Source organism: Deinococcus radiodurans R1 = ATCC 13939 = DSM 20539, assembly GCF_000008565.1.
In the GTDB taxonomy this organism is placed as follows: Bacteria; Deinococcota; Deinococci; order Deinococcales; family Deinococcaceae; genus Deinococcus; species Deinococcus radiodurans.
Genome location: NC_000958.1, coordinates 26096 through 47816, shown reverse-complemented (window position 1 = coordinate 47816; position 21721 = coordinate 26096). Strand labels below are relative to the sequence as shown.

The 21721-nt window shown below is 65.7% G+C and carries 16 protein-coding genes and 1 pseudogene; 6 read left to right on the top strand and 11 right to left on the bottom strand.

Annotation, left to right across the window (positions count from 1 at the left end):
* Positions 1 to 18 precede the first annotated feature (18 nt).
* The 5 genes from DR_RS15655 to DR_RS15635 form a co-directional block, all read right to left on the bottom strand.
* A complete protein-coding gene (locus DR_RS15655; RefSeq protein ID WP_164928032.1) occupies positions 19 to 2916 on the bottom strand; it encodes a hypothetical protein in 2898 nt (965 codons plus the stop codon).
* Positions 2840 to 3277 carry a hypothetical protein gene (locus DR_RS15650; protein WP_010884062.1) on the bottom strand — a complete coding sequence of 146 codons (438 nt, stop codon included), beginning with the start codon at positions 3275 to 3277 and terminating at the stop codon, positions 2840 to 2842. Before DR_RS15650 ends, DR_RS15655 begins: the two co-directional genes overlap by 77 nt.
* Positions 3278 to 5647 carry a DUF11 domain-containing protein gene (locus tag DR_RS15645; protein WP_164928031.1) on the bottom strand — a complete coding sequence of 790 codons (2370 nt, stop codon included), beginning with the start codon at positions 5645 to 5647 and terminating at the stop codon, positions 3278 to 3280. It abuts the gene before it with no gap.
* A gap of 47 nt (positions 5648 to 5694) precedes the next feature.
* Positions 5695 to 6000: a hypothetical protein gene (locus DR_RS15640; protein WP_164928030.1), complete on the bottom strand. Its 306-nt coding sequence runs from the start codon at positions 5998 to 6000 to the stop codon at positions 5695 to 5697.
* Between the two features lie 152 nt (positions 6001 to 6152).
* Positions 6153 to 8228 carry a DUF11 domain-containing protein gene (locus tag DR_RS15635; RefSeq protein ID WP_010884044.1) on the bottom strand — a complete coding sequence of 692 codons (2076 nt, stop codon included), beginning with the start codon at positions 8226 to 8228 and terminating at the stop codon, positions 6153 to 6155.
* A 318-nt stretch (positions 8229 to 8546) separates the two neighbouring features.
* On the opposite strand from DR_RS15635, the pseudogene DR_RS15630 reads away from it, so the two are divergent.
* The 3 genes and pseudogenes from DR_RS15630 to DR_RS15620 all read left to right on the top strand — a co-directional run bounded on the left by DR_RS15630 (position 8547) and on the right by DR_RS15620 (position 11416).
* A pseudogene (locus DR_RS15630) lies at positions 8547 to 9344 on the top strand (SDR family NAD(P)-dependent oxidoreductase).
* A 296-nt stretch (positions 9345 to 9640) separates the two neighbouring features.
* Positions 9641 to 10597 (top strand): hypothetical protein, encoded by a 957-nt coding sequence (locus tag DR_RS15625; RefSeq protein WP_010884043.1) that lies wholly within the window; start codon positions 9641 to 9643, stop codon positions 10595 to 10597.
* A 159-nt stretch (positions 10598 to 10756) separates the two neighbouring features.
* Positions 10757 to 11416 (top strand): GGDEF domain-containing protein, encoded by a 660-nt coding sequence (locus DR_RS15620; RefSeq protein WP_010884003.1) that lies wholly within the window; start codon positions 10757 to 10759, stop codon positions 11414 to 11416.
* A gap of 21 nt (positions 11417 to 11437) precedes the next feature.
* Here the strand turns inward: DR_RS15620 and DR_RS15615 are convergent, their stop codons facing one another.
* On the bottom strand, positions 11438 to 13939 hold the full coding sequence (locus tag DR_RS15615) for an alpha/beta hydrolase fold domain-containing protein (protein WP_010884002.1): 2502 nt from the start codon (positions 13937 to 13939) through the stop codon (positions 11438 to 11440).
* Positions 13940 to 14076: 137 nt separating this feature from the next.
* On the opposite strand from DR_RS15615, the gene DR_RS15610 reads away from it, so the two are divergent.
* The 3 genes from DR_RS15610 (at position 14077) to DR_RS15600 (ending at position 16656) form a co-directional block, all read left to right on the top strand.
* The gene (locus DR_RS15610; RefSeq protein ID WP_010884075.1) at positions 14077 to 14397 is read left to right on the top strand and encodes a hypothetical protein; all 321 of its coding nucleotides are present in this window, start codon (positions 14077 to 14079) and stop codon (positions 14395 to 14397) included.
* A gap of 400 nt (positions 14398 to 14797) precedes the next feature.
* On the top strand, positions 14798 to 15748 hold the full coding sequence (locus DR_RS15605; protein WP_034351178.1) for a type II toxin-antitoxin system prevent-host-death family antitoxin: 951 nt from the start codon (positions 14798 to 14800) through the stop codon (positions 15746 to 15748).
* On the top strand, positions 15745 to 16656 hold the full coding sequence (locus tag DR_RS15600; RefSeq protein WP_010884016.1) for a ParB/RepB/Spo0J family partition protein: 912 nt from the start codon (positions 15745 to 15747) through the stop codon (positions 16654 to 16656). The genes DR_RS15605 and DR_RS15600 overlap by 4 nt, the downstream gene beginning before the upstream one ends.
* Before the next feature lie 137 nt (positions 16657 to 16793).
* On the opposite strand, the gene DR_RS15595 is transcribed toward DR_RS15600, so the two are convergent.
* The 5 genes from DR_RS15595 to DR_RS15575 all read right to left on the bottom strand — a co-directional run bounded on the left by DR_RS15595 (position 16794) and on the right by DR_RS15575 (position 21720).
* Complete coding sequence (locus tag DR_RS15595) at positions 16794 to 18029, bottom strand: sensor histidine kinase (protein ID WP_162177803.1); 1236 nt, start codon at positions 18027 to 18029, stop codon at positions 16794 to 16796.
* The gene (locus DR_RS15590; protein WP_010883999.1) at positions 18022 to 19755 is read right to left on the bottom strand and encodes an ATP-binding protein; all 1734 of its coding nucleotides are present in this window, start codon (positions 19753 to 19755) and stop codon (positions 18022 to 18024) included. Before DR_RS15590 ends, DR_RS15595 begins: the two co-directional genes overlap by 8 nt.
* Entirely contained in the window at positions 19752 to 20807 is a 1056-nt protein-coding gene (locus tag DR_RS15585; RefSeq protein WP_010883998.1) for an anti-sigma regulatory factor, read from the bottom strand. Before DR_RS15585 ends, DR_RS15590 begins: the two co-directional genes overlap by 4 nt.
* A 93-nt stretch (positions 20808 to 20900) precedes the next feature.
* On the bottom strand, positions 20901 to 21314 hold the full coding sequence (locus tag DR_RS15580) for an anti-sigma regulatory factor (RefSeq protein ID WP_010883997.1): 414 nt from the start codon (positions 21312 to 21314) through the stop codon (positions 20901 to 20903).
* On the bottom strand, positions 21295 to 21720 hold the full coding sequence (locus DR_RS15575; protein ID WP_010883996.1) for an STAS domain-containing protein: 426 nt from the start codon (positions 21718 to 21720) through the stop codon (positions 21295 to 21297). Before DR_RS15575 ends, DR_RS15580 begins: the two co-directional genes overlap by 20 nt.
* Position 21721 lies beyond the last annotated feature (1 nt).

Genomic DNA, 21721 nt, shown 5'->3' with positions numbered 1-21721 from the left:
CCGCGCTGGGCGGCGGCCTCAGCGGCGGTGCGCCTTGCCGGTCTTCTTGCCAGCGCCCTCGTCCAGCGCCACGTCGAGACGCAGGTAAGCGCCCGGGCGGGTGTAGAGGCCAGCGCTCGGCAGGCCCTCGAAGCCCGCCAGATTGTAACCGGCACTCAGCCAGGTGCCGGGCAGGACCTGTACGCCCGCTTCCAGGCCGTAGCCGGGCAAAACCTGGCTGCTGGCGGGCTGAACGAGCGCCCGCGCCCAGCCGCCCACGCTGAAGCGGGCATTGAGTTCGGCGCGCAGGCCCAGCGAGGGCTGGTAGGTCAGGCTGCCGGGGTCGCTGAGCAGCGCGCGGGCGTCCACGCCGCCGCGGACGGTGAGGGCGCCCTGGCGGTACTCGGCGCTCACGCCGGCGCTGGCCTCGGGCCGCGAACCGCCCAGACTGCCACCCGCATAGCGGCCATAGCCCAGGCTGGAAAAGCCCGCGCTGCGGTAGGCATAGCCCACCCCGAATTTCAGGCCCTGACGCGCCCCGAGTTCCGCCGTGGCGTCGGCGCTCACATTCAGCCGTTCGCTCAAGTCGCCGCTGACACCGCCGCGCACCACCGCCTGAAGTTGGCCGCTGCGCCAGGCCAGGTCGCCTCCCAGGGTGGCCACGGCGCGCTCGCCCTGCCAGCGCAGGTCCGCGCCCGCTCCGAGTTCGCTTCCCCCACTTTGCAGGTCGTAGAGGGCACTGCCGCGCAGGCCCAGCGTGGTGCGCGCACCGAGCGGCACAGAGGTGCTCACGCCAAAGCGGGCACGGTTGCCAGCGCCGCCCGCGCCGGGCAGTTCGTAGGCCACCGCGTAGTTCACGTTGCCCAGCCGGGTGTCGAGCGTCAGCGCGGCGCTGTGGGCGTCGCCCCAGACATAGTGGTCGGTCAGGGCCAGCGCCGCGTGAGGGGTGAGGCGGTAAGCCACCTTGAAGTCGCTGGTCGGGCGCACCGTGCCGCTGAGCGGCTGGCTGTGGGTCACGCTGAGGCTGACCTGCTTGCCCTCGTAACCCAGTTGCCCGGCGGCGCTCAGGCCACTGCGGCTCCCGAAGCCCCAGCGCAGGCCGCCGCCCACCGTCCAGGGCTGCGCGCGGTAGGTGAGCAGGGCGCCCACCTCTCCCTGCCCGCCGCCGTCTTGCTCGTCACTTCCCTGTTTGCTCGGCGCGCGCTGGTAGGTGGCGTCGAGGGCGGCCCCCAGGCGCTCGCCCAGCATGACCTGATAGCGGCCACTGGCGCGCAGGCCCGCTTCACCCTTGCCGAGCCCCTGGTAGGCCTCGTCTTGATAGTGGGCACGGACGCTGAGCGCGTCGCTGCTGCGCCAGTGGCCGTCCAGCGCGGCCTCGGCCTGCACGCCGCCGGAGAGCAGCGCCCGTCCGCTGACTTGCAGCCCCCCGCGCCGCAGTTCGCCCGCCGCGCCGATGGTACCCCGTCCATCCAGGGACACGGCGGCGACCCCGAACCGGCGCTGGGCGTCGCCACCTCGACCTGCGCGCCGTAGCGGCCTGGCGCCCGGCAGCGGCGCCGACAAGCGGTAGGACGCGAGAACCTCCACGCGGTGCAGTTCGGCGTCGGTAGCGTCGAGCGGCTGGGCGAGCGAGACGATGCCGGTGCGCTCGTCGAGCACATACTCCACGCCGCGCGTGAGCACCCGGCGGCCCAGTTCGGTGCCGGTCTGGGCGTCGCGGGTGACCACCGTCAGCGTCTCGGACGCCGGGGCAATGTCTTCCTGACCGAGCCGCAGCAGCCGGGTGCCGTCAGGCCGCAGCACCTGCGCCTGCACCAGGTCGCCGGGCAGCAGCGCCGCGAAGCCCGAGACCCGCACGTTGCCCTTGGTGCTCGCACTCAGGGCCGTCATCCGGCCAGGCAGCGGCACCACGTTGACCGGCACCTCCTGGTCACGGTAGGCCACCCGGAAAGCGGGATGCTCGTAGAGGGCGGCCACCGGGTCACTGCCGCGCAGGGGCACCGCCTCGCTGCTGCTGTCGCCGTAGGTCAGGCCCCTGGCCTTGCCGCTGTCTTCGCGGGGCAGCCCCGCGCTGTCCGCCGCGACGTACAGTTGCCCGCCGGCCAGCGGTCCCTCGTAGTAGGCCCGCGCCTGAACGTGCAGGCGTTGCGCCAGCGGCAGGGTTCCCCCCAGCCCCACCGCCGCGCTGACCAGCCCCACCCCCAGGGCCGCGCCGCCGGGCCGCACGTCTACCCGAAACTCGCTGACCTGCTGGTCGCGCAGCAGTTCCAGACGCAGGGCCGTGGGCGTGATCTGGGGACGCAGTTCCAGCACGCCCTCACCGTTATGAAGTTCGAGCTGATAGCCCACCTCGCCCGGGCGGGCGTCGGGGCGCAGCGGCTCGGCAGAGGTGCGCAGCGTCACGGTCGGCTGCTCGGCAGGCAGGCCGGCAGCGTCGAGCGCCCGGATCCGCACCCGCACTGGCGTGCTGCCGTCGGCCTGGGCACTCAGGGGCGTGACCTCGTAGCGCACGGTCGGCCCGGCGTAGTTCAGCGTGACCTGCTCGCGGCCGAACTCGATGAGGTTCTTGCCCGGATGCACCGGCAGGGCGTAGTAGCTGCGGCGCTCCCGCTGGCCGTCCGCGCTGGGGCGCACATGGCCGAGTTGCGCGGCAGACACCGGCACGCCGTTGACGCGGGGCAGCTCGGTGCTGGCGGGGTCCGTTTCGACCACCAGCGTGAACTGATTGGTCTGACGCAACTGGCTGCCGTCGAGCGGCAGTTTGACGCTGCCGGGGTTCTCGGCGCCGTCCACCGGCAGGGCGCTCGCCAGGCCGTAGTCGCCGGGGTCGAGGTTGCCCACCAGCCGCAACGTGCCGCTGTCACCACGCAGGCTCAGCGCCGCGTCGGGCAGCGCGGCGAGCCGCCTGAGTGTGCGTGACCTGATAACTGAGTTCACTGGCGCCTGCGGGCAGGTCGCGCAGCGGCACGGTCCAGTACAGCACGCCGCGGGCGCTGCGGGTCGGGTCGGGGAGGGGACGGTCCCCCAGCCGGCTGCTGCCCGGCACCACCTTCGCCCCGGCGGGCACCGGCTGCGCGACCAGCAGGTCTCCGCCCTGCCACAGCGCCGCGCCGCCGAGTTCCTGGCCTTCCTCGCGGGCGGCGCTCAGGTCGAAGCTCAGCCGCAGGGTACTGACCGAGAGGGCCTGCTCGGCGCCCTGGGTAGGAGGGGTGAGGGCGGGCGCGGCGGCCCTGGCGGGGGCCATGCTCAGCAGCGCACTCAGCGTGACCAGCGAAAAGAGAGGAGTCCGGAAGGCCATTTACTTCACCACCTTGAGAACGGGATCGGTGAGCGCCGCCGAGGGGGGCCCGCTCCAGCGCAGGTCGTAGGTCCAAGTCGTGCTGCCGGCACTCAAGCGCTCGCGGCGCACGTTTTGCCCACTCACGAGGGCAGCTCCGGCGGGCAGCGGGTCGGTCCAGGCGACCTCGGCGAGCGCGACCGGGCTCTGAAGCGTGGTGGTCACGCGGTAGCCGCCGGGAATCTCAGTCAGGCGCTTGGTGAGGGTCAACTCGCCCACCTGCACCCTCAAGTCACGTTTCACCTGGAGTGCGGCCAGCGCGCGCAGCGGGAAATCCACCGTGGTCAGGCCCTGGACCTGCACCACCTGGGTGCCGGGGTCGCGCACCGCCGGCACGCTGCCCAGGTCGAGCCGCAGCGCCTGCGTGCCGAGGTCCACGTTGCCGAAGTGGTAGCGCCCCCGGCTGTCGGTCAGGGCCAGCCGCCCGCCCGCCAGCGCCACCCGGGCGCCGCTGAGGACCGTTTCGCCTTCGTCGAGTCGCCGGTTGCCGTTGGCGTCGAGGTACACCGTGCCCAGCACGTCGCCGAGCGGCGCAAAGTTCAGCAGCTTGAGGGTGGCGCTCACCTGCGCCCGGTTGCTCGCCACCGCCACGGCGTGCGTCTGCTCGCCGTAGCCGCGCAGGACCGCAGTGTTGAGCAGCTCACCCGCCGCGCCGGGCAGCACCCGCAGGCCGTAGCTCAGGGTGAGGCTCTCGCCGGCGCCCAGCCGCGGCACGCGCCACTGAAGCTCGCCGCCGTTCTCGGCGGGGTCGGCGGTGGGCACACCTGCCAGGCGGCTGGTGCCGGTCACGTACTTCAGCGCCGCGGCGGGCGTGTCGGTGATCACCAAGTCCACCAGGGCGGTGCTCGCCGACGGGTTTTTCAGAGTCAGGGTGTAGGTCAGCAGGTCGCCGGGCGCGGCGTCGCGGCGGTCGAGGGTCTTGCTGAGCAGCGGCGCCGTGTTCCAGACGACCGCGCTCGCGGCGTTGCTGTGCAGGGGCGCCGGCAGTTCACTGCTGGTCAGCTCGAACACGTTGCGCAGTTCCTGGTCGTCACGCACGTCGCGGCCCACCCGCACCCGCAGCGTGAGGGTCCGGGTCGCCCCGGCAGGTAGGTCGCCCAGGGTCCACGCGACCTGCGCTGCGCTCGCCGCACCAAGCAGTGCGCCGCCGTCCGAAGCGCTGACAAACTCGGTTCCGGCGGGCAGTGGGTCGAGCACCTGCACGCCCGCGAGCGGCTGCGCGTAGGGGTTGGTCACGCTCAGGGTGTATTCCAGCTCATCGCCGCTGGTCACGGCGCTTCCCGGTGCCCAGTCCGGCGCGCCCACCTTGCTCACGGTTTTGCGCAGCCCAGGTCGCTGCGTCTCGACCCGGCGAATCAGGTCGGCGGTGGCGTTGCTGGTGCCGCGCTCGCCCTGCGCAATGACCTGCGCGGTGAGCGGTTGCGCGCTCCGCAGGTCGTAGCAGACCCGCACCTGCCGCTGCTCGCCGGGGGCCAGCGTGAAGGGCTGCGGCAACGGTTCGCCCGCCGCGCCCAGCAGCTGAGGCGTGGCCTGCCCCTGCGTGACGCTCACACTCAGGCGGAACATGTCGGTCACGTCCCCGGTGTTTTGCACGGTGTGGTCGAAGCAGGCGGGCTCGCCCGTGACGGCAAAGACAAGAGTCTGCCCGTCAGCGGCGGTGCCTTCCGGCGCCAGCGGCTGCCCCAGCGGCCCGAGGGCCACCCCCGGCAGGAAGCGCACGTCGAGCGTGTCGCTGGCCTGCGCTCCTTCTCCGGTCACGCTGCTGACGGTGGCGACATTGTTCAGCAGGAGGTTTTCGGCGCTGGGTCGGGCCTCCATACGGAAGGTGAGGGTGGTCTGCTCGCCGGGCTCCAGGGTGCCGGCCTGCACGCGCACGCCCCGCACGGCGGCGGGCTCGGCGGCCTGCCACGACGCGCCGTCCGCGCTGTATTCCAGCCGACCCCGGTCGGTTCGGGCGCTGCCGGGCACGTAGGCGAGCCCCGCGTCCAGTTGCTGGCCCAGCGGATCTTCGAGCACCACATCCGGCGCCGCGCCGGCCCCCGTGTTGGTGGCCGTGACCGTCACGCCGGTCTGGTCACCGGGCCGCAGCCGCTCGGCGCCGAAGGCCTTGCGAAGTTCGAGGTGCGGTGGGGGCGTGGCCACGAGCTGAGCGACGTTGTTGTCGTCCTGAGCCCCCCCCGGACACTGGGCCGTCAGGTTGACCAGCGCCGCGCCGCTTGCCCCGGCGGGCACGACGGCCACCAGCAATACTGCTGCACTCGCCCCCGCGCCGAGGGTGAGCTGCTCGGCCTGTTCACCCGGCTGCGGCTGCCCGTCGCCGTTCGCGTCCACAAAGGTCGTGAGATTCGGGGTAAAAGCGCCGTCCAGCGCCTGCGCGCTCAGGGTGAAGGTGGCGGGACCGTTGCCGCGTTGCTCAGCTCATAGCGCAAGGTGGCCGGCTCGCCCGCCCGCACCGTGAGCCGCTGCCCCGGCGCCTGGGGGGTGCCGTCCGGCGTCACCTGCACGCGGCAGACCGCATTGACCAGCAGCTGCGCCGGCTCGGAGTTCACCAGCCCGGCGCCGCCTCCCGGCAGGCTGAACTGGGCGCTGGCCTGGTTCTGAATCACGGTGCCCGCCGGCGCGGCTCCGGCAAGGCAGGCAGCGGCGCAGCACAGGGGCAGGCAGAGTCTGAGCATGGACTTCATCGGGCATTCTCCTTCGGGGAAAAACGAAAAAAGAGAAAAAGAGACAGCCAAAAAGGCAGAAATCAAAAAAGAGTCTCGTGTTGGATGTTCGGGCGCTGAGTGCTTAGGGACAGGGAGAGGCGCCGCACTTGGCCCCTCTCCCCTGCTCCCGGTTACTTGACGGTTCCCTGGAGGGTCAGCGTGATTACGGCGTTCGGCGGGAATACGTCGCCGCTGTCGATCTGGCTGTTGTTGTTGGTGTCCACGCCCACCTCGACCCAGGTGGTGTTGGCGTCCACGGTGGGCTGAGCGGCCCAGGTGTTCAGGTTGCTCGTGCGGTACAGCACCGTGGCGCCACTGACGCCGCTGACCGTTGCCCTCAGGCTGCTCGGCTTGATGAAGCCAAAGACGTTGCTGCTGCTGAAGCTGCCCAGGTTGTTGCTGCTGGGGTCGCGCAGCACCAGACCGTAGAGGCTGGTGTTGTAGTTGTTGGTGGCCGTCACGGTGTACGACACCGCGTCGCCCGGATTGGCAGTCGCGTTCAGGCTGGGCGTAGTGGTGCCCGGCGTCGTGACCCGCTTGGCAATGAGCAGCGAACCGTTCGGCGAAGTAACCGTGACCTTGTCGGTGTTAAAGGACTTGGTGGTGCCGCTGAGCGAGCCGGTGGCGGTCTGCGTGACCATGTAATCACCGGGGGCCTGACCGGCAGGAATCGTGACCACCGCGTACACGGTCTTCTCGGTCTTGACCGGCACGGCGCCGGTGCTGGCGATCTCGGCGGGCAGCGCCGCGAGTTCGGCGGGGGACAGGACGCCGTCACCGTCGGTGTCGGGGTTGGTGGCGTAGTACTTCACCGGGCCGATCGGAGTGCTGCCCGAGAGCGCGTAGTTGCCGTCGTAGGCGCCGTCGTTGAAAAGGTCCATCGGGAACACGACGGCGGTGGTCACCGAAGGCTGCGTGACGGTGCGGGTCACCGGCACGTCGGAAACGCCCAGCGCCGTGCCGTTGGTGTTGCCGAACTTCAGGTTGGACAGCAGCACGTTGTAGGTCACGGTCGCGTCCACGATTCCGTCGCGGTTGCCGTCTACGCCCACCGGTATCCTGATGGGCCCGGCCACGGCGGCGGCGCTCTCGGTGTCGGGGTAAGTCACCACGACCCTGTAGGTGGCGGTGCCGCCGTTGGGCCCCGCCGTCACTTCCGGTCGCCCGTTGCCGTCGGTGTCGGGCAGCGGGTTGCCGTTCGCGTCGGTAAAGGTCACCGTGACCCCGGCGGGCAGCCCGCTCAGGTCCGGCACCAGTTCATAGGTCGCCGCCGTGGGGTTGGGGTTGGTGATGATGGTCGTCATGGTGACGCTGTCGGGGTTGACGGTCTCGGCGTCCGCCTTGGGGTAGGCGTACTGGTTGCCACTGGCGTCCACGACCACCGGGGGCTGCGTGCCGCTGGTGCTGCCGATACCCGTGTAGGCGGGGCCGGTGGACTCGGCGGGGCCGTTGCCGGAGCCCACCGGGCCCGTGCCGGTGCCGGGCGTGGTGGTGCCGGTCGGCGGCAGGGGGTTGGGCGAGCTGGGCACCACCGTGTTGGTCAGGGTGGGGCTGCCGAGCAGGGGAACATTGGTCAGGACCGTCGTCTTGTTGACGTTGTTCACGTCGGTCCTATTGCTGGTCTGGTCGAGGGTCGCCGTGGTCAGCGCCGAGCCGTCCGGATTGGCCGCGACGCTGGCGTACTGCATGGAGACGCCAGTCGGGTTGACATAATAGGTGCCGGGCGCCGCAGGCGTGACGAAGGTCTGGGTTAGCGTCACGGTCTGATCAGGGTTGATGGTGATTGTCTGGATGGTGGCCGCGCCGGTGGTCGGAACGGTGCCGGTGGCCGCACCTGAGTAGTTCACCTGCGTAATGGCGCTGCTGCCCGTGCCCACGGTGGCGCCGACCGCCACTTGAATCGGCGTGTTGCCGGTGTTCTTGACCGAGTAGCTGTAGGTGGCGTTCGAGTTGACGTTGACGGTGCTGGTGTACGCCGGCGACGCCTCGGTGCCGTCGTTGGTGATGGTGTAGCTCGGCACGGCATTGACCACGATCTTGACGGCGTCCGAGTTGGTGGTCTGCGTGGCGCCGCCGACCGTGAAGGTGGCCTGCGCCTGGTTGGTGATTTCCGTCCCGGCCAGCGTCATCGTGTTCGTGCTCGCCGCCCCCGCCGCGCCACTGCCGAGTGCGCACAGCAGCGCCAGCAGTTTCATGTTTGCCTTCATGTTCTCTCCTCTGGGTGACCTGGAGCGCCGACAGGAGACGTGGACGGCTCCCGAATCGCCCCGTTCCCCCGAAACCTGCTCGGGCAGACTTCCCATGGACTCTAGGGGCTACGTTGTCACAAAACTTTGACGGCCAGATTCCTGGCTTTTGCCTCGCCTGCTCCCCCGACAGTTGCCTCCTTTTGTCGTCTGGAACACGATGTCCGCTGCACACTGCGTTTCCCTAGAGCTGCCCGACCCCTCCAGCCGGGGGTTCTTTTTCAGGCCATACCTTTTGCCCGCTCGATCAGGTGTCAAAACGTCAATTATACTGCGGGCATGGACAATGCAGCGGCTGGGGTGGGGCAGCTTCAGGGACGTGTCGCTCTCGTGACCGGCGCCGGTGACGGGATTGGGCGCGCCGTCGCGGAGGCCTTTGTCAGAGAGGGGGCCTCGGTCGTCATTGCCGAGCTCAACGAGGAGCTGGGCACCCAGGCGGCGCGGGCGCTGGGCGAGCGAGCTCTCTTTGTCCCGACCGACGCCTCCAAGCGGAAAGACATGGAGAAGGCCGTGCGGCAAGCGACGCAGCACTTCGGTACACTCGATATCTTTGTCAACAATGCCTGGGGCGGCGGCACCCTCGCCCGGGCAGAGCGCAAGACCGAGCAGGACTGACAGCACGGCCTCAACCTGGGCTTTCTGGGGCACTGGTGGGGCATGCGGGCGGCCTTCGAAGTGATGGCGCCCCGGCAGTATGGCCACATCATCAACATGTGCTCGCTGAACGGCGTCAATGCCCACATCGGCACCCTGGAATACAACACCGCCAAAGAAGCCCTGCGGGCAGCGACACGCACCGCTGCCCGTGAATGGGCCCGACACGGTATTACGGCCAACGCGCTGCTCCCTGGGGCGAAGACCGCCGCTTCCCGCGTCGTGTTCGCCGCCAATCCCGAACTGGAAGTGATGGCCGACGCCATGAACCCGATGGGCCGTCTGGGAGACCCCGAGCGCGACATCGCCCCGGTGGCCGTTTTCCTGGCCTCGGAAGGCAGCCGCTACCTGACCGGCAACACGCTCTACGTCGATGGCGGTGGGCACATCAATGGGGTGGCGTGGGCCCGTGAACTCGACTGAAGCGGCGCGCTGGTGGCCTTTTCCCTACCGATTGGCCAGTCCATTTTGACAATTCAAGCCGAAGTGGACTGGCAATGGCTCCAGCGGATTCTGTGGATTCCAAACTTTCAGGAGACCGTGATCAGTCGCTCCTATCAAACTTGATGGAAGCGACTGATGGTTTTCCCCGGTTGCGACAAATTCAAATCGAAGTTGTCCCCTTTTGTGCTGGGAAAGAGGCCTCTACACGGTCCTTGAAGTGCCCCATTCTTACCCTACGTTCTTGGTCCCTATGATTCTTATACTCTGTCCAAGATATGTCCTCTCCCCTGGCTGAGCCACCGGAAATCAACGCCTTGTTGGCCAGGGTGCAGCCGGCGCTGCTTTCTTCAGCATGGTGGGCCGAGTGGCAGACCGCAGGATCAGGAACACAACGGGCAACCCTGCTGCAAAACCTCAGTGAGACCATCAGAAAGAGCGATCTGGCGCTGTCTCAACAACTGAGCGAGCTGGCGCTGGAGGAAGTGTTCCAGGACGACGAACGGGAAAAGCACGCGGAGCAAGCGGACCTCGTGACCATCCAGGCGCTCAATACCCTCGCCTGGGTCAGGGCCAACCTCAATGACTACGCTTACTCGCTGGAATACTGCGATAAGGCATTCAACCTCGCGACGCAGCGAGGCCTACAGGACTGGCAGTGCCGCCTGCTCAACACCCGCGCCCTTCCCCGCTTTTGGCTGGGCGACGAGATGGGAGCCAGGGCTGATCTTCAGGAGGCGCTTGAGTTGGCCGAGCTGAGAGGTGACGTCAAGCAGCTCTTGATGTGTTACATCAACATTGCCTGGCTGGAGATTCTGAGTGAAGAGTTGGAGTCCGCCGAGCACCACCTGAATTTGCTGGCCGAACAATTGCACATGACCGACGACGCGCAGTTGCGGCAAAACCATATCTTTTACCTCTACGAAAATCGCCTTCATGTCAAGCTGCTTCAGGCGCGTGAAGCGGAGCGGCTGGGAAGAGATCAGGCCATGCAGGATGCCCTGAGCGCTGCACAGACTCACCTTGATTGGTGTCTGACGAATACGCACTTTTGCAGCGACAAACCGCCCTTCGAGATGGTCATTCGTGCTCATCAGGCACAGTTCTTTATGCTCAGCGGTGAGCCGGCGCTTGCTGTTCAGTATGGCGAGGCCGCCATTGAATTCGGCACCCACAGCGATACCTGGGTTTCTGCCTACGCCCACTTTTGTCTGGCCGAGGCATACAGCATGTAGGAAAGATGGGACCTGGCGATCCAGCAGTACCAGATCTGCCTGAACATCTCGCAGGGGCAAGGCCGTCTCCGCGAGGCTCAGCGGGCCTTAAACGGGATAGCTGATCTTTACGCCCGTCAGGGTGACTACCAGTCGGCTTACCGCACCACCCAGCAGTCTTTGCAGGAATCCCAGACTTCGTTCAAACGGCTCAGCGAATTCGCTCAGCAGCGGCGCTTGCTTCACGAGCGTCTTAAAAGGGAGGACGCCCGCGACGTAGACTGGCAGGAGCGGTTGCGTCAGGCCGACATTCTCGCCCGGCAGGACGCGCTCACTGGCGTGCTGAACCGGCGGGGGCTGGATGAAGGACTCAGTGCCTTACAGCAGAGTGGGGAATGGTCCGCCACACAACAGGCGGAGCAGATCGCCGTGGGATTTATCGATATCGACCACTTCAAATCATTCAACGACGAATTCTCCCACGCTACAGGAGACGAGGTGCTGCGCTGCTTGGCCGCACTTTTGCAACAGATTGCGCTCTCCCCCACTCCCAGCCTGCTGGGCCGCTACGGAGGCGAGGAGTTTGTCCTGGTCGCTTCCGTGAATGAAGAGCGCACCGCCTGGCAACTGTTTGAAGATTGCCGCGAGTTGATTCGCGACCATGACTGGAGCGGCATCGCGGCTCAGCGCGGCGTCACGGTCAGCATAGGGTTTGCCACCGGGGTGCCTGCCGACCTTCCTCAACTGCTGCTGAAGGCTGACGAACATCTCTATCAGGCCAAGCGCGAGGGCCGCAACCGCACTCTGCCGCAGCCAGCTTCTATACATTCCCGTGCATAGGGGTTGACCCAGTCCAGCAACCTACCTTCTCATAAACCGCAGCGTCCCATCATTGATCGGCGCGACCTGAATGGCGTATTTGTCCAGCAGGTAGTTCTGATAGACCTGCCAGGGCTGCTTTGACCCCTGCTTTGGCAGCACGTCCAGGCTGCGCGTCACGTACCCTGAGTTGAGATCCAGAAGGGGGCGCTCCCCCAGGTCAGAGTCAGCTTGCGGCGAGACGGCGCGGAAAGCGTGCCTGTCCATATAAGTCAGCAGGCGACAGACATAGTCAGCAGTGAGCTCGGCTTTGAGCGTCCACGACGAGTTGGTATAGCCGAAAGCATAAGCGAAGTTCGGGAGGCTTGAAAGCATCATCCCCTTGTAGATCAGCGTCTGCGAGAGGTCTACCGGACGCCCGTCGAGCGCAAACTCGATGTCCCCCAGCACGTTCATCTTCAGGCCCGTGGCCGTCACGATAATGTCTGCCGGAAGCTCCTGCCCACCGGTCAGCCGGATGCCGTGCGGCGTAAAAGTTTGAATGGTCTCTGTCAACACCGACGCTTTGCCGTCCCGAATGGCCTGGAACAGGTCAGCGTCAGGAATGGCGCACACCCGCTGGTCCCAGGGCTTGTAGCTGGGGGTAAAGTCTGCCGGGTTAAAGCGTTCACCCAGATGTTTTTGCGCTTCGTCCAGCAGGCCCCTCATGAACAGGTCGGGGGCTTTTCTGGCAATCTGGTAGTAGAAAATGCTGCTCAGGACATTTTTCCAGCGGGTCACGCCATGGGCGACGGGCGCCGGCAACCACTTCTGAAAGGCGGCAGCGGTCCCGTCCACCAGCGGTCGCACGGCGATATGTGACGGCGAGCGTTGCAGCATCGTGACGTGCGCGGCCTTGTCGGTCATCGCCGGAACCAGCGTCACCGCGGTCGCGCCGCTGCCGATCACCACGACTCGTTTGCCGCTGTAGTCCACATCTTCGGGCCAGAACTGCGGATGGATGATTTGACCTTGAAAGCTGGCCTCGCCTGGAAACTCTGGACGGTGGGCTTCGTCGTAGCTGTAATAGCCGCTACACAGGAACAGGAATTTCGCCTGTCGGAGAACAGGCGTGCCGTCCTCCTGTTCAGCGGTCACGGTCCAAAGGCTTTCTTCCGACGACCATTCGGCACTCTTGACCCTGTGCCCAAAGCGGATATGGGGTGTGATTCCGCCCTCATCTGCCGCGTCCTGAATGTACTGGCGAATATCCCCGCCGTCGGCAATGGACTTGCGCCCCAGCCAGGGCTTGAAGCTGTAGCCCAGCGTGAAAACGTCCGAATCCGAGCGGACACCGGGATAGCGGAAGAGGTCCCAGGTGCCCCCCATAGCCTGCCGGGCTTCCAGAATCTCAAACGTCTTGCCAGGATTTTTTGTCTTGAGGTGATGCGCCGCGCCGATTCCCGATAGCCCAGCGCCGATAATCAGAACGTCCAGCGCTGCGGCCTGCGTGGGCGGCGTGGTATTTACACGGGGAAGTGCGTCTGTGTTCTGATCCGGCAACCCCAGCGCCCGCCGGAGCGCACTCAGGAAACTCGTATTGAATTGCCGTGAGGCTTCGGCCTCCGGCTTCAGGAGATGAAACCCGTGATAGCCGCCCGCGACCTCAGCCCACTCGCAGGGCACGCCTGCCGCCATTAAACGCCGAGCATACTCACGGTTCTCGTCGTAGAACAGATCAAGGTCGCTCGTGCCGATCCAGGCGGGCGGCAGGCCGCTCAGATCCTCGCGCCGGGCGGCCACCGCATAGGGCGGCGGGGTCTGGGTGCCGGGTCTGAATCCCAGGTAAGACGACCAGCCCGTGAGATTGGACGTCGGTGTCCAGACGAACTCGCCGCGACCTTGCCAGTCGGTTTTGAGGACCGTGCGTTCATCTAACATCGGGCAGATGAGGGCCTGAAAGGCGGGCCGGACCTCGCCCCGGTCATGGGCCAGTTGTGCGAGGCACGCGGTGAGACCTCCACCTGCACTCTCACCCGCGAGAGCGACGCGCTCTGGGTCAATGCTCAGAGGCGCGGCCTGGGTGAACGTCCATTTCAGCGCAGCGTACACGTCTTCGAGCGGGCCGGGAAAAGGCGTTTCCGGTGCCAAGCGGTAGTCGGGACTGATCACAGGGACGCCGAGCGCCGCGGCGTACCCTGAACAGACGCGGTGATAAAACGCAGCAGAATGGGCGATGAAGCCGCCCCCATGCGTGTAAAACAGAGCCGGAGTCACCCCTTGCCGCTGACGGGGCAGGTACACGAAGACGGGAACGGCTGGCGCTCCGGGCGGGCCGGGAATGGTCTCATGCCTGACCTGTACGTCAGGGTGAATTTCGCTGGCTTTCAGTGTGCCAGAGCGCAGCAGGCGCAAATTCCCAGGCGTGTAGGACGGCGTACGGAAGATGGTGAGTGCAGAGCGGAGGTCGGCAGGCACCTGAGCGGCGGTGCGGGCGCGTTTAGAGTTGAGCCACGCCGCCGCCAGTGCTGTCCCTGACAGCAGGAGAAACTGTTTTTTCTTCATCGGCCACCTCGGATTCATGCTTCAGTCACAAGTTAGAAGAAGTTGTAGCACTGCTCAGGAGGGATCCGGCAACACCTACCGGAAGTCGTACCGAACCCTGTGTTTTGGTTCCATCAAAAAAGGAACAGAATGTCGATGTGACCCCTGCACAGAGAAGTCCTGCGTCAGATCCATTTATTGCAGGCCGGCTCGCCATGAGGCTCGAGTTGCTCATTACTCAGATCCAACAGCGTAAATTCTCCCCCGGCACCGAAATCCGCATGGGCGCCTACGCCTACAACACGTTACAGTTGCTGCTGACCCACCGAACGTCCAATCAGCTCGACTGGCAAGGATTCTATGCCAGCGGTTTGACCCACTCACTTCCTAAGGAACTGTCAGGTCAGGCCCCCACGCCCACTTACCGTCTAATAACCGACAAGCAGATGCAACCTGCCGGTGGCATCATCATTCAATAAACTGTCGTGTCTCTCGAGATCACGCCCAACAATCTGATCTCGCTCGTAGCGGAGTGTCCTATTAAAGACACATCCTGGCCTACAGAGCATCTGTCCCGCTTCAAGGGAGTTGAGCCTCACGACTGGGAAAGCGTTTATCCCTGAGGAGCTACGACACCATGATCGTTAGCTTTCCCCTGACTATCGTGACTCCTATGAGGTTAAGTCTGGGCGCATGCGGCGTGACACCTTCGCTGGCCGCCGGACCCAGCAACCTGCCTGCCAAATCCATCGTTTTGCGCGAACAGATAAGTGCTATAGACATCAAAAGAATCCGGCGGAGCGACGTCATTTCGGTCTGTCCCAGTGCCCCCATAGAGAGTCGATTGTTTTTGTGTACACAAAAATGTACATTCTTCTCATGGATGTTGATCGCGTACAGGTGAGAGCGTTTCGCGCCAACATCGCCGAGTATCTGGAGCAGGCGCTGCAAGGTCAGCGCATCGTCATTGAACGGCATGGTGGCCCGGTTGCGGCCCTCGTTCCCCTGGCCGACCTCTACCAGATCACGCGCAAGGAGAAAGCTATGGGACACCGCATCGCTCTGAACAACGTCAGTGGGGGCGAAGGCAAGACCTTTCTGACCTTCCATCTCGCTTTTGCCCTCGCCGACCTCGGGTTCCGGGTGGCCGTGCTCGACTGCGACCCTCAGGCGAGCCTGACCAAACGGTTCGGCCTGCATGACGAGGAGGGGGCCCATCAGAGCGGCGCCGAGACGATCTTGCCGGTGTTCGAAGTCGATGACGATCCGGCCCTCCCATCTCCCGTCACCGTCGAAGGTATCGACGTCTGGCCAGCCAACCGGCAGCTGATCGATGCCGACACCCGCATCATGACCAATATGATGCGGCTCGGAAACCTGGGTGAGGCGCTCGACAGGATTCAGGACCAGTACGACTTCATCCTTCTCGACACCCGGCCCAATGTCTCTCCCCTCCTGACGGCTTCGACTGCGGCGGCGCGCCTCTTTCTGGTGCCTATCGGAGCGCACAAGGGTCTAGAAAACCTCGACGAGCTGCTGCGATTGGTCAAGCTCGCACGCAAACAGGACCGCTCGGCCAGGATTGCTTTTTTTATCCCGAATAAAGTGACCAGCACCCGCATGGGAAAAAACGTCTTGCAGAGCATCAGCGCCTACACCGAAGTCGCCCCAATTTCTCCACCGGTGCGGCAGGCCACCATCGGCCCGGAAGCGGAACTGTTCAGGACCGGCATCACCCGGCATGCCCCCAAAAGCCCCCTGGCAGGCGACATCCGGACGCTCGCCAACGCTCTTGTCAAGGCGACGGAACAAGTTGAGGACGCCCAATGAGCCGCAAGTTGCCGCCCCCCAAAGCGGCCATTTCTCCTCTCAGCCTGCGGCAGCTGATGGATGAACACGAAGGCGTCAGCGTCATCGCTTTGGATGAAATTGAAGTCATTCCTGGCTTCAACCCTCGCAGCGTGATTGAGAGCGAAAGTCCCTTTACGCCGCAGGCGCTGGACGACCTGACTGAATCCATCAGAAGCAATGGGCTGCTCCAGCCTCTCCTTCTGCGCCCTGGGCCAACCGGCAAATATATCCTGGTGGCCGGAGAGCGGCGCCTGCATGCGAGCCGCCTCGCTGGCCTGGTGGCCGTTCCTGCGCTGGTACGGGACATGAACCCGGAAGAGGCTGATGAGTTCGCGTTGCAAGAAAACCTTCAACGCTCCGACCTGTCCAATGATGCCAAAGCCCTTCTTGCCATCCGCGCCGTGGCCCGGCACATGAACGTCCCCGAAGATCAGACTGTTCTGGTGGCTGGCCGAATCAAGAAGACGGGATTGGACCCCGAGAGGCTTGGCGACATGCTGCGCCGTTCGTTTGGCATCAGCGTGAGCACCTTCGCGCAGAGGTACGGCAAATTCCTACAACTCAATCCAGCCGAGAGGCAGGTTCTTCTGGAAGGGCGCTACGGCATCAGTGCGCTGGCACCCCTCGCCCAATTGCCTGACACCGAAGAGCGTCGGCAACTGCTTGACCGGCTGGTCACGGGACAACTCAGCGCCGCTGAATTGCACCTTGAAGTGACTCGGCTCAAGCGGGGCGCCGTCCCCGACAGGACGCTCGATCAACGTCTTAAAAGCGCTCTTCCTCAGCTCAGACGGCTCAGCGGCAAACGCCGTCTACAAGCGGAGCGTTTGATTGATCAACTTCTAGAATTGACAGAAGAGAGCAGTTCCCACGATGGGAACCGGTAGAGCAAACGAGTTCCCATCGTGGGAACTGCGAGAATGTTGAACTGTTTTTAGGAAGCATCGTCTGCTCTGAAGAGGAACAGCACAGCAAGTGACCCGATGCTCAGGCCACCTGCTTAACGCACCTACTCTCTCTAAAATCAGGACGACTTGGGCAGCGTAAAAGTAAACTTTGCCCCCTCATTCACGGCGCTTGCAGCGGTTACATTGCCCCCGTGCCGCGTGATAATGCGGCGAACAGTGGCGAGGCCGACGCCGGTGCCCTCGAACTCGTGCTGGTAGTGCAGCCGCTGGAAGACCCCAAACAGCTTATTCTGGTAACGCGGGTCAAAGCCCACACCGTTGTCCTGTACAGAAATCGTCCACGCCTCGGGGGTCTCATCGGCATGGACCGTGATTCGGGCCACGTCACGGGTGCGGGTGTACTTCAGCGCGTTGCCGAGCAGATTCGTGAGCACCAGCCGCAACAGTTGCCGGTCACCCTGCACCACCGGCAGGGAAGACACCTCCCATTCCACCTGACGTTGCTGGACATCCTGGGTCTGCTCGGCCCGCACGTCCTCGAAAAGCGCCTGAAGGTTCACTGGGCCCAGGTTGATTTCCTGAAGCCCAAAGCGTGAGAAGGCCAGCAGCGCGTCAATCAAAGTGTTCATGGTCTCGGCAGAGCGTCCGATGTTGTCCAGATAGCGCTGGACCTGGGGGTCTAGCCCTTCGCCCAGTCGCCGCTCCAGCAGGTTGGCAAAGCCCATGATGTGCCGCACTGGGGAGCGCAGGTCATGGGAAATGGAGTAAGCGAAGGCCTCGAGGTCGCTGTTGACCTCGGCCAGCCGGGCTCCCTGCCGGGCCAATTCAGCAGACTGCGCCTCCAGGGCGGCGCTGCGCTCCTGCAACTCCACGGTGCGACGCGCGACTTTCTCCTCGAGTTGCGTGTTCAGTTGCCGCAGCTCGGCCTCAGCAAAGCGCACACGCAACAAGGCGCGGGTGGTGGCGAGCAGCACCGCTGGGTCAATGGGATGCGTAAGGTAGGCGTCGGCGCCGCCTTCCAGACCCAGGACGCGGTCCGTATCGGCCACCCGGGCCGCCGACACCATCAGGATGGGCACGGCGCCGAGAGCAGGGTTCTGACGCAGCGTCCGCGCAACCTCGAAGCCGCTGATGTCCGGCAGATTGACGTCCAACACGATCAGGTCAGGCTGTAAGCTCGCAGCCTTCTCCAGCGCCTCTGCGCCGGTGGCGGCCTCAGCGACCGTATGGCCCCCAGAACGCAGAACGTGTACCGTGACGTAGCGCCCAGCAGCATTGTCGTCCACCACCAGGACACTGGAACGGGTAGGTTCGGACACGGAAGCGGCAGGCTCGACAGGGGCTTCAGGCATCAGGGGCTTCCCCATAGTGCACGCTCCCTGACGGCAATGAGGCGAACAGCACCTGCTCATCCTGATAGAGCGCTTCTTTGAGGTGCACGCTGGCCCCCAGGGTTTCCAGGGCCGCGCGCTCCGCAGCGTCCAGGGCAGCAGCGATCACCACCAGGACCGGCAAACTGCGCGTCCCGGCGTTTTCCCGCAGCGCACGCAACACGTCCAGGCCAGACCGGTCCGGCAGATTCAGGTCGAGCACCACGGCATCGTACGCTCCGCTCCTGGCCTGCTCAAGCCCCGGCTCCGCATAGGCCACTTCGTCCACCTCGTAGCCCGCGCGGGTCAGCAGGGTGGTCAGGACGTAGCGGTCCGCTTCGCTGTCGTCGATCAGCAGGGCGCGGGGCCGCTTGGCCGCGCCGACCCCCGGATAAACAACCGGTAACTCGGCAGAGAACTCGGCTCCGGCGCCTGGAGCGCTCTGTACGCCGACGCGCCCACCCAGCAGCTCGGTGAACTTGCGGGCAATCGACAGACCCAGGCCGGTGCCTGCCGGGCGCCCGGGGCGGCCCACCTGCGAGAAGTCCTGAAAGAGCTGCGCCTGCTCCTCGTCGCTCAGGCCGATGCCGGTGTCCTGAACGGTAAAGCGCACCCGGTCCCCACTCGGCAGCAACTGGGCGGTCACGCGGACCTCACCGGCTGCCGTAAACTTGAGGGCGTTGGCGATGAAGTTGCGCAGCACCTGCTCCACCTTGCGCTGGTCGGTGGTCAGGGGCGGAAACCCTGCCGCGTCCTCGAAAATCAGGTTCACGGCTGGATTGTCGAGCAGCGGCAAAAAGAGGGCGCGCAGGGTGCCGAACAGCTCGCGCACCTCGAAGGTCGTCACGTCCACGTCGGTTTTGCCCGCTTCCATCTTGGCGAGGTCGAGCAGGCCGTTGACCATTTCCAGCAGGTCTCCCGCCGCACCCTGAAGCAGCTGCACCTGCTTGAGCTGTTCGGGGTTGAGTGGGCCGTCGAGCTGACCCGAAAGAATCCGGGCTAGTCCCAGCATGGAGTGCAGCGGTGTGCGCAGTTCGTGGCTCATATAGGACAGAAAGGTGGTCTTGAGGCCGTTGGCCTCGCGCAGCCGCTCGGCTTTTTCCTCGAGTTCGGCGTAGAGGGCCACCACGCCCCGGTTGGTGTCCTGCAACTCCTGATTGAGCACTTGCAGACGCTCCTCGCGCTCATTGAGCGCCGCCAGGGTTTCGAGGAGGTCACGGTTTTGCACGCTCAGGGCTGTGAGCAGGTCACGCGGGCCGCTGCTCCCCAGCACCTCGGCCACGCGCCGCTGCTCGGCGTCCCCCACCACGGCAGGCAAATGCTTACCGACCCGCACGACCGTGCCTTTTCCCGGCGCGGTCTGGATGTCGAACTCGTCCATCAGGCGGCGCGTGCCCGTCAGCCCCACGCCCATCCCGGTCTTCGAGCGGTACTGGCCGCCGAGCACCTCGTCCAGATGACCCAGGCCCGGACCCTGGTCACGGACCTCGATCAGCAGGGTGGACCTCCCGGCCTCGTCCCGCACGGAGAACGTGACCTGCCCACTGCCGGCATAGAGCAGCACGTTGCGGGCGAGTTCGGAGACGACGGTGGCCACCCGCACCTGATCCTGGTTGCCCAGCCCCAGCAGTTCGGCGATGTGCCGGGCGCGGGTGCGGGCGTCCGCGAGTTCCACCTCACTGCGCAGGGGGAGCGCCAGCAGGTTCAAAAGCGGCTCCCAGCGCCACGCACGACCAGCACAGTCACGTCGTCCCGGCCCCGCACGTGGTCGCGGTAGAGCACCCCAGCGATCAAGGAGGCGGGTTTGTGCAGCAGCCCCGGATAACGCTCCAAGTTCCAGCCGCTTTGCAGTCCGTCGGAGTGCATTACCAGCAGGCTGCTGTCGTCCCACGGTGCGGTCTGAACCTGCGGGCGCACCGACGACTGCCCCAGCGTGCCGTTGTGCGACATCAGGCCGCGCCGCCCGGCACTGCCGACGACCACGGCGCTGATGTTGCCCACTCCGGCAAAAGAAACGGTGCCTGTGCCTGAATCCACTGCGCCCGGCTCCAGGGTAGCCACCGCGCCCACCCCGCCGCGTGTTCCGCGCATGGCCTCGTGCACCGCCGTGAGCCAGGCATCCGGAGCCTGCGGAATGCCCCCGGTGCGGCCCGCCGCCTGAAAAGCCCGCACCGCCGCCTGCGCCGCGTCGTGGGCGCCCAGACCGTGCCCCAGGCCGTCCACCAGCAGCAGGCCGAGGCCCCCGTCTGGCCCCGTCAGAACCGCTGCCGCATCACCGCAAACGGTTTCACCGGGGTAGGGGAGGGCCACCGCGCCGACGTCAAGGCCAGTGGATGCCACCGGCTCAGGGGGAAGGGTGCCCCTGAAGACCCGCGCCAGCACCGCCGTGCCCACTTCCGGCACCGAACTCAGGTCGAAGCTGCCCGCCAGGCGTTGCGTCGCCCCCAGCCCCGTGCCGGGCGTTCCGGCGGTGGAGTAACCGTCACGAAACACCTCCGCGGGCCGGGCAATGCCGAGGCCCCGGTCGAGCGCCAGCACCTCGATGGCCACCTGCCCCCCCACCGTGCGGGCCTGAAGCAGGATTTCGCCTTCACCCGCGTGCTTGATTACGTTCGACGCCAGCTCGGTCACGATAATCGCCAGCTCACCCTGGCGCACCTCGCTCAATTCCAGCGAGCGGGCCAGTTCAGCCGCGCCCCGGCGGGCCTCGCCGGTGGCCGACGCGTCGCGCAATTCATAACGGAGGGCAGGAAACAACATCGGCGTTAGCTGTCAGGTCCACTCCCCGCGCCGGTTAGCCCCGCCTTCATCATTGGCCCCTGCTCTGCTGGCCTGTGCTCCTGCGCCCCACCTTCACTTCCATTTCAGGGCGGTGATGCGGCTGCCCATGCCCACCTCCGTCTCGATTCGCAGTTCGCTGACCAGCCGCTTGGAACCGCCGAGCCCGAGCCCGAGCCCGCCGCCCGAGGTAAAGCCGTCGCGCAGCGCCCGGTCGATGTCGAGGATCCCCGGCCCCTGGTCCTCGAAGGTCATTTTCAGCCCCGAGCGCACGCCGTCATGGACGATCTCCAGCCGCGTCTCGCCGCCCCCGCCGTGGACGAGCGTGTTGCGGGCCAGCTCAGAGGCCGCCGTCACGATCTTCGTCTGGTCCACCAGGCTGAACTTGAGCCGCACCACCAGAGCGCGCACCGCCTGACGCACACGCACCACGTCCTCCTCCGAGCGGACGGGCAAGGTCTCGGGCGCCTCAGTGCCGGGAGCCGTCAACTCCGCCTCCGCGCTTGCCCCGAGGAGAATGGCCCCGAAGTGTGTGGCGCTCCGCGATCAGCACCTTGAGTCGTTCCAGGCCACGCTCCACGCTCAAGGCCGTGTGCATGTGCTGCCATGTCACCCCCAGTTCCACCAGCGTGATCGCCACGGCGGGCTGCATGCCGACCACCATCGTCTCGGCCCCCAGCACGCGGCTCATGGCGGCGATGTTGCCCAGCACCCGCGCGATGAACGAGTCCACGATGTCGAGCGCACTGATGTCGATCAACACGCCCCGCGCCCCGGTGTTTGCGATCATGGTCGTCAGGTCGTCTTGCAAGGTGAGCGCGAGGCGGTCATGCAGCTCCACCTGAATGGTCACCAGCAGGCAGTCTCCGAGCTTCAGAATGGGAAGGCGGTCCATA

Coding starts and splice junctions, on each gene's coding strand:
- DR_RS15605 (WP_034351178.1), top strand. CDS start 14,798: ATGGATGTTGATCGCGTACAGGTGAGAGCGTTTCGCGCCAACATCGCC.
- DR_RS15625 (WP_010884043.1), top strand. CDS start 9,641: ATGTCCTCTCCCCTGGCTGAGCCACCGGAAATCAACGCCTTGTTGGCC.
- DR_RS15575 (WP_010883996.1), bottom strand. CDS start 21,720: ATGGACCGCCTTCCCATTCTGAAGCTCGGAGACTGCCTGCTGGTGACC.
- DR_RS15650 (WP_010884062.1), bottom strand. CDS start 3,277: ATGGCCTTCCGGACTCCTCTCTTTTCGCTGGTCACGCTGAGTGCGCTG.
- DR_RS15615 (WP_010884002.1), bottom strand. CDS start 13,939: ATGAAGAAAAAACAGTTTCTCCTGCTGTCAGGGACAGCACTGGCGGCG.
- DR_RS15600 (WP_010884016.1), top strand. CDS start 15,745: ATGAGCCGCAAGTTGCCGCCCCCCAAAGCGGCCATTTCTCCTCTCAGC.
- DR_RS15635 (WP_010884044.1), bottom strand. CDS start 8,228: ATGAAGGCAAACATGAAACTGCTGGCGCTGCTGTGCGCACTCGGCAGT.
- DR_RS15595 (WP_162177803.1), bottom strand. CDS start 18,029: ATGCCTGAAGCCCCTGTCGAGCCTGCCGCTTCCGTGTCCGAACCTACC.
- DR_RS15640 (WP_164928030.1), bottom strand. CDS start 6,000: ATGAAGTCCATGCTCAGACTCTGCCTGCCCCTGTGCTGCGCCGCTGCC.
- DR_RS15585 (WP_010883998.1), bottom strand. CDS start 20,807: ATGTTGTTTCCTGCCCTCCGTTATGAATTGCGCGACGCGTCGGCCACC.